This is a genomic window from Motilibacter deserti, assembly GCF_011250635.1.
Classification (GTDB): domain Bacteria; phylum Actinomycetota; class Actinomycetes; order Motilibacterales; family Motilibacteraceae; genus Motilibacter_A; species Motilibacter_A deserti.
In genome coordinates, this window is the sequence record NZ_JAANNP010000091.1 from 466 (window position 1) to 7073 (window position 6608).

The 6608-nt window shown below is 70.6% G+C and carries 9 protein-coding genes; 5 read left to right on the forward strand and 4 right to left on the reverse strand.

What is annotated here, in order from left to right; all coding sequences use genetic code 11:
* The 3 genes from G9H71_RS20060 to G9H71_RS25600 all read left to right on the forward strand — a co-directional run.
* A partial coding sequence (locus tag G9H71_RS20060; protein ID WP_166284562.1) for a tyrosine-type recombinase/integrase occupies window positions 1-727 on the forward strand: 727 nt, incomplete at its 5' end.
* A 118-nt stretch (window positions 728-845) separates the two neighbouring features.
* The gene (locus tag G9H71_RS20065; RefSeq protein ID WP_166284563.1) at window positions 846-1532 is read left to right on the forward strand and encodes a transposase; all 687 of its coding nucleotides are present in this window, start codon (window positions 846-848) and stop codon (window positions 1530-1532) included.
* A complete protein-coding gene (locus G9H71_RS25600) occupies window positions 1529-2356 on the forward strand; it encodes an integrase core domain-containing protein (RefSeq protein ID WP_166284564.1) in 828 nt (275 codons plus the stop codon). Before G9H71_RS20065 ends, G9H71_RS25600 begins: the two co-directional genes overlap by 4 nt.
* On the opposite strand, the gene G9H71_RS20075 is transcribed toward G9H71_RS25600, so the two are convergent.
* Together G9H71_RS20075 and G9H71_RS20080 are read right to left on the reverse strand one after the other, a co-directional pair.
* Window positions 2289-2465 (reverse strand): hypothetical protein, encoded by a 177-nt coding sequence (locus tag G9H71_RS20075; RefSeq protein WP_166284561.1) that lies wholly within the window; start codon window positions 2463-2465, stop codon window positions 2289-2291. The genes G9H71_RS25600 and G9H71_RS20075 overlap by 68 nt on opposite strands.
* 388 nt (window positions 2466-2853) lie before the next feature.
* Complete coding sequence (locus G9H71_RS20080; RefSeq protein WP_166284565.1) at window positions 2854-3147, reverse strand: hypothetical protein; 294 nt, start codon at window positions 3145-3147, stop codon at window positions 2854-2856.
* A gap of 324 nt (window positions 3148-3471) precedes the next feature.
* On the opposite strand from G9H71_RS20080, the gene G9H71_RS20085 reads away from it, so the two are divergent.
* On the forward strand, window positions 3472-4320 hold the full coding sequence (locus G9H71_RS20085) for a hypothetical protein (protein WP_166284566.1): 849 nt from the start codon (window positions 3472-3474) through the stop codon (window positions 4318-4320).
* Window positions 4321-4751: 431 nt separating this feature from the next.
* On the opposite strand, the gene G9H71_RS20090 is transcribed toward G9H71_RS20085, so the two are convergent.
* Entirely contained in the window at window positions 4752-5021 is a 270-nt protein-coding gene (locus G9H71_RS20090; protein ID WP_166284567.1) for a hypothetical protein, read from the reverse strand.
* Window positions 5022-5476: 455 nt separating this feature from the next.
* Here G9H71_RS20090 and G9H71_RS20095 point away from each other — a divergent pair, with 455 nt between their 5' ends.
* Window positions 5477-5863: a hypothetical protein gene (locus tag G9H71_RS20095; protein ID WP_166284568.1), complete on the forward strand. Its 387-nt coding sequence runs from the start codon at window positions 5477-5479 to the stop codon at window positions 5861-5863.
* A 54-nt stretch (window positions 5864-5917) separates the two neighbouring features.
* On the opposite strand, the gene G9H71_RS20100 is transcribed toward G9H71_RS20095, so the two are convergent.
* Complete coding sequence (locus tag G9H71_RS20100) at window positions 5918-6328, reverse strand: hypothetical protein (RefSeq protein WP_166284569.1); 411 nt, start codon at window positions 6326-6328, stop codon at window positions 5918-5920.
* Window positions 6329-6608: the final 280 nt, after the last annotated feature.

Genomic DNA, 6608 nt, shown 5'->3' on the forward strand with positions numbered 1-6608 from the left:
CGAGCTCTACGTCCGCTGGATGCAGGAAGCCCAGCACTACCGCCCCTCGACCGTCTCCCGCCGCCTGTCCACAGTCACGATGTTCTACCGGACCTGCGTTATAGACGCCGTCCTCGAGCACTCCCCGGCCGACTACGTCCGACGGCCTCACGTGCCACCCGAGTCACCCACCCTCGGGCTGTCCCACCTGCAGCTCGAAGCCCTGCTCTCCGCCGCCCGTGACAGCGCCAACCGGTACGACTTCGCCCTGGTCTGCCTGCTCGGGCTGCTCGGCCTGCGCGTGTTCGAAGCCTGCGGCCTGTCGCTGTCCGACATCGGCGAAGAGCACGGCCACCGCGTCCTGCGCGTCGTCGGCAAGGGCGACAAGACCGTCCTCGTCCCCATGCCGCCGGCCGTGTCCCGTGCCGTCGACCGGGCCTGCGGAGACCGGCAGACCGGGGCGCTGCTGCTCAACCGCTACGGCCGGAGGATGGACCGGCACGCCGCCACCCGCCGGCTCCGCCACCTCGCCACAGCCGCCGGCGTCCGGCTACCACGGATGCACCCGCACATGCTCCGCCACACCTACGTCACCACCATGCTCGATGCCGGGGTGGACCTGCGCGACGTCCAGATCGCCGCCCGCCACGCCGACCCCCGCACCACCATGCGCTACGACCGCGCCCGCAAGAACCTCGACCGCCACCCCAACTACATCCTCGCCGCCTACATGGCCTCCGGCACCTAACCCGCCCGCTCGTGCCGATGTGCGAGTGGGCCGTGACGAGGACCCCGTGGGAGCGTGACACTTTGCTGAGCCGACCGGCTTGGGGACGATGGTCGCTCTGACGGCCCTGGAGGGGCTGATGAGGGAGAAGCGCAAGTACCGGGTGTTCACTCCGGAGCAGAAGGCCGAGATCGTGCTGGCCGGGTTGCGTGGTGACCGGTCGGTGCGGGACGTGTGCCGCGAGTACGAGATCGTCGAGACGCTGTACTACCAGTGGCGTGACCGGCTCCTCGAGGGCGGCAAGAACGCGCTGGCGACCCCGCGGGAAAAGCCCTCGCCCGAGGCCCAAGAGCTCGCCGAGCTGAAGAAGAAGGTCGGCCAGCTCGAGCGGGCGCTCGGGCGCAAGACCTACGAGCTGGAGATTGCGGGGGAACTGTCGCGGGACTGGGAGGAAACGAGCGCGTCACCCGGTCCCGCGCACTCGTGGCCAAGGGCTACCGCCTCCGCGGTCGTGGCGCGCGTCGCGAAGGTATCCCGCCAGGCCCTCTACCGCCGCTGCGGGCGGCGGCCTACGACAGCCGGCCCGAGCGTCGGACGGCCCGGAGACGAGGCCATCGTCCAGGTCGCCAAGGCGAACCCGGTCGACGGCACCCGCATGGTCGCCGCGCTCGCCTCCCGCGAGCTGGGCAAGCCGGTCAACCGCAAGCGCGTGCAGCGGGTGATGCGCGCACACGGCCTGCTGCAGCGGTCCCGCAACGGCGAGCGGCGCCGCGGCCGGGGTTCTTCCGCGTCACCCGCCCGGACGAGCTGTGGCACATCGACATGACCAAGGTCTGGAGCGTGGACCTGCGCTGCCGGGACGACGAGGCCATCGCCTGCGTCGAGGCCGCCGTGCTCGCCCGGGACGTGCAGCCAGGCCAGCTCACCCTGGGCTCGGACAACGGCAGCGAGTTCACCAGCCGCGACTTCCGCAAGCACCTCTCGGCCCGCGGCGTCACCCACCGACGCGGCGGCTACCGCGACCCCGAGTCCCAGGCGTTCATCGAGTCCTGGTTCGGCCAGTTCAAGAAGCGGTGCGCCTGGCGCGCGGAGTGGGAGACCATCGAGCACGCCCGGCAGGGAGATCGGCCAGTACATCGACGCCTACCACCGCCGGCCCCACACTCCGGGCTCGGCTACCGCACCCCCCCACGAGGTCGGCGCCATCTGGCGCCCCGACCCCGACGTCCTACACACCACAGCGACCTGACCCGTCAACGCCAGAAGGGTCCACGTCAGCTCCTGCCCGTCGTGCGCGACAAGGCTGCATCGTGCCGCCGCCCTGGCGAGCGCTTCTGCGGCCGGCCCCCATGCACTCGGCTCGCAGGGCGAGCCCCCAGGACTGCAGCACATCCCACCACTCGGCGTTGTACACGGGCTAAGGAGCCCGGGATCGATCGTGAGCCAGGGGACGTCGGCGTGATCTGCCCGGAGGGCTCGTGCCCACAACGTCTTGCCCCACCGGATGTGCTCGAGGTCGGCCTCCGGGAACCGCTCGAAGGCGAGGTGCGCGACGCGCCACCGCACCGGCTCGCCGCCGAGCTCAATCGCCCGGTCGACCCAGGCTCGAGCTATCGGCAGGCTCCGCGGCCGCCCGACGGTGCGCGATAAGCGCCTCGGCCGCGATCTCGAGCGCCGCTTCGGCGTCTCCGGCAGCGGCCTGCCGCGCCCAGTTGTCCAGGGCCTCCTGCGGTGCGGGCGAGCGGGTCTCGTCGTACATCCGCGGGAGGCTAGACGAGACGTCTGCCCACAGTTCGGCGAAAGGAGAACCGATCGCTTGAGTACGTCGGTGGCGACCGCCGCCGGACAGCGCGTCCTCCCGCCCCCCACGACGACGAGCTGGTCCCGAACCCAGCCCTCACAACGAGTCTCTGGACGGCCTCGCAGTGTCCAGCCCACACACGGTCGCCCGGAAATGCCGCAGGTCGAGCGCGCTGTGGTCGATCGCGCCGATACTGACGTTCGGCGTCGCGCGCCTCGAGCCCGGCCCAAGCTAGGGAAGCGCCCGTGCAAATGCACCCGCCCCCGGTGCTCGCGGTGGGCGGTAGCGGTGAGAGGCCCTGCCACAGGGGCGTGGTCGGCTGGCTCGACCTGCTCGACCGACCTGCTCAGCCCGGCAGGAGGCCGGCGAAGGCACCTGCGGCAGCGAGCGCGGCGCACCAGGCCAGGCCCACGAGGGCGTGCGTCCGCTTGCCGTAGACCAGCCCGACCAACACGATCGGAAGCCCGAACAGCAGGCCCGCGACAGCTCCCCAGAAGGCGCCGGCGCTCCTGCTCGGCTCTCCGCCGAGATCACCTGTGGCAAGGGTGTAGGCAATCAGCCACGCGAGCAGTGCGCCAGCAAGGCAGATCAGCATGGTCACGGCGATGCCAATGTCACGCCACAGGTCGCGCCGGTTCATCGTGGCTCGTCGGTCACAAGAGCTCCAGCCGGTGTAAGCACTCCCTCGTAGGAGTGTGTGCAATCACCCTGTGGCCCCCTGTGGCCGGGCGCCTGAGCCCGGATACTCATCTAGCTGCCAGCAGCTCCCCACGGGCGAGCGACGCCGCCACTGACATTCACGCTCATGCCGCGGTCCGGCCGCCCGCTGCCCCGTCGCGGTCCCGGGCATCGACGGTCGGGACCAGCATCCACCGCGGCTGGCCGATAACCCGAGGCTCTCGAAGGGTCGGCCCGTCGGCGTTGCAGCACCGGCGTGCTGCCTGGCGCTCGCTAGCGTGACTGGGTGATTCGGGGGTCGTGGGTCTGGCCACGGGCGTCGGCCGTGAACGAGGCCGTGCTGCGGGTGGCCCTCCTGGCCCTGCTCGCGAACGCCGCCCGCGTTCCGTTCCAGGTGGTGTGGCTCGGGATGCTCGCGGCCCGTCCTCCGGAGGCGTTCGACCCCGTCGACGAGCTGACGCCGCTGGTGTGGCTGCCGGCGTACCTGGCTCTGCTGTACGGCCGCGTCCGCGCCGCCGCCGTGCTGGCGTCGGTGGGCCTGGCCCCCTCGGTCCTGGATCTCGGCACCGGCTCCGGTTTCGGCTGGCAGGGCCGCCTTGCCGACGTCGCCGGGCTCGCCTTCGACGCCCTGCCGCTAGCCGCCATGGCCGTGCTTTGGCGGGCTCCGGCTCACGCGCGCCCCCGGGCCTGGCTCCTCGCGCTCCCGGCGGCCGTCGTTGCGCTGCCCGCGGCGCAACTGACAGCCTGGCTCGCCTCGCGCCCCGTCCCCGACGTCGGCGGCGCGTACTGCGTGAGCTACGTCATTGCCGCTGCCGGCTACCTGCTTTGGATGTGCCGGCCACCACGAGGGTCCGCTGGCAGGGCGCAGCCCGTCTGGCCGCTGGCGCTGGCCTTGATCGGCGCAGCCGTGCTGGCCCAGCGAGTCGCGACGCTGCCGCTGCAGGCAGCGTTCGCCACCCAGTTCGGTGCGTGGGGAGGGACGCGCCGACCGTTGCTTGTCACGGCCGGAGAGGTCGTCGCGCTCGTCGTCGCGGTCCTGCTCCTAGCCCGCCGCGTCGGCCAGCAATCGCGCCGGGCGAGCCTCGCGCCCGTGCCGCCCACCACGCCCCCCGACCCACCCGTCGGGGTCCCCTGACGCACGCTTCACGGCCACAACTACCGCGCGGTCAGGCGATGCAACGTCGTCTTCTGTTGTGCGCGGTCAGGGCGCGCCGTCAACCTCAAGGGTCGAGCAGCATCGTCATAGCGCCGTTAGTCGGCTGGCGCACGCTCATGCCGCCGACGTTGCGCGGGCAGGGGTACCCACGTGCTGATAGCCGGCGGGTGGCTTACCCACATAGTGCCGATGTCCGGGCGCCTGGTCGTCGTCGCCGAGCGGGAGCACTCGGGCGTGCTCACCTTCCAACCGAACGGCGCCCATGCACGCTTCGCAGCCTCGACACCGCGCCCTTGACACGGAGGGGAGCCAGAACCGCGCAGCGGCCTCGCGGCTGACTGTTCAAAGGCTCGGACGCAGACGCGATGGAGCGGTTGACGCGCCACCACCACCACCCGTGGTTCCTCGTCCTAGCCCCGTTGGGCATGCTCCCTCTCCGAAAGCAACATCGCCTGGACTCGAGACATCTCGATCAGCAGGTCTCCTAGGGCCTTCCCGGCGCCCACCAGCAGAGCGAGGAACGCGGCCTCGAGTAGGCCGACAAGCCCGGCGATCAAGTCATCGTTGAAGGCGAGCACCGCGATGAGCGCGTAGCAACCCGCGCCCAGGAAGCCGAGAACCGAGACCGCCCACAGCAGGCTCTCGGCGCGCCGTGACAGCCGGCGTAGGTGATCTCCCATGACGACCCTTCGATGCTTCCACTTGCGGCGGGAGCAGCCTAGTGGTCGCCCGGCGCTTCCGTTGCTGAGTCGCAGCTCTTCGACCCGAGCGGGCGACAGGCACGCCGTCTGCCCTGGGCGGTCTGGACGCTCGTCCGCGACGCCGCAGGGCTAGGGTGCGAGGAGGTCGCCCCCGGTCGCGCCGCCGAAGGTGCGGGCTAGGAGCTACTCCAGCACGGCTTAGAAGGACAAGGTCCGCTTTCAGGGTAATGCCCGGATGGCGCGGCCCCTCGACCGCTTCTGCCATGAGCAACTGGCCGCATCGCCTTCGGGGCAATGCGCGTTGCCTGGGGGCCAAGAGCTGAACGCTCCGGCTCGATCCTGGAAGCTAGGACGGTGATGGCCTGGAAACAGCGGAATTCGACAAGAACGATCGTCGCGGCAGGCTTCCTCCTGCTCGCCGCCACCGCCGCCCCGTGGCAGAGAACCGGCAACCGCACGCCGTCATTCCTGTCGACTACTGGAGGTTGACGCCGTGGGGTATCTCCGGGCTCTGGGTGGGAGCTGTGCTGACCGGAGTGGCCGCGGCCGCAGTGGCGGCAGTGTCGAGGCTGGGCCCGTCGCGCTTCCTTGTCGCCGCCCTCCTCGCCCTGGTTGGTCTCGTTCTGATCGCGCAAGGCGGCCTTGACGGACGCGCCTGCTACTGCGGTGTGCCGCCATATGACGACGGGCCGACCTTCCTGGTCATCTACGCGACCGGCCCCTTGCTGGGCTGGGGACGCGTCGTCGCAGCGGTCGCTCTCGCTGTTCAAGCGATGGTGGCGACCGTCGCGTGGCGCTGGGCCCATGGCAATGCGCCGTGACGATTCACGCTCTTGCCGCTGTTGTCGCGGGAGCGCGACGAGCTACTGGGGGCCTTAACTCCGGTGCCGCGGCTCGCGCTCTTCAATGTCCTCGTCGAACCAACCTCTAGCTAGGAGTACCCGCTGAGCCGTGGCCGCCGTCACCGCAAGGCGCTCCGGCCACCCCTCGGCGATGAACTGATCGTCGTCGAGGACGGACGGGGTGCGGCGGCAGACCTCGACGAGCTCGTCGTGGACCCGTCTCAGGACGTCCACCTCATGTGGCGTGAGTACCGACCACAAGCGCCAGTCGTGCGGGCTCTCGTCGTCGATGATGTCGAAGAACCGGTTGACCCACTCATTCGCGCCAACGGCCCGAACGCCAACGTCTCCCCGAGCCAGCACGTCGACGGCCTCGATCGCGCGGTTACGCAGCCGCTGCATCACCAGTCGCTCGCTGGGCTGAGACCCGTCGTCGTCCGTCACGCAGCGATCATGGCAGTGGTCGCAGCGCGGACGCGTCCCGTCAGACGTCCGCACATGCCGCGGGTCGAGTGCCAGCCGCCTTCCGGACGTGTCGCACTGCTTGTCGCGTTGGCGCTGAAGCGGAACCGGGCGAGAGCGGGCAGGCGGCACCCACGACTGCCAGACGACAAGCCTCCTGCTCGAGGCGTTCCGGCGAGGGGATCATCTCGAGAAACTGCTCCACCGTCGGCGTGCCCGAGGGTGCGGGCACCTGCTCCGTCGCATCGCTGTCTGTACACCC

Coding starts and splice junctions, on each gene's coding strand:
- G9H71_RS25600 (WP_166284564.1), top strand. CDS start 1,529: ATGACCAAGGTCTGGAGCGTGGACCTGCGCTGCCGGGACGACGAGGCC.
- G9H71_RS20080 (WP_166284565.1), bottom strand. CDS start 3,147: ATGAACCGGCGCGACCTGTGGCGTGACATTGGCATCGCCGTGACCATG.
- G9H71_RS20090 (WP_166284567.1), bottom strand. CDS start 5,021: ATGGGAGATCACCTACGCCGGCTGTCACGGCGCGCCGAGAGCCTGCTG.
- G9H71_RS20065 (WP_166284563.1), top strand. CDS start 846: ATGAGGGAGAAGCGCAAGTACCGGGTGTTCACTCCGGAGCAGAAGGCC.
- G9H71_RS20075 (WP_166284561.1), bottom strand. CDS start 2,465: ATGTACGACGAGACCCGCTCGCCCGCACCGCAGGAGGCCCTGGACAAC.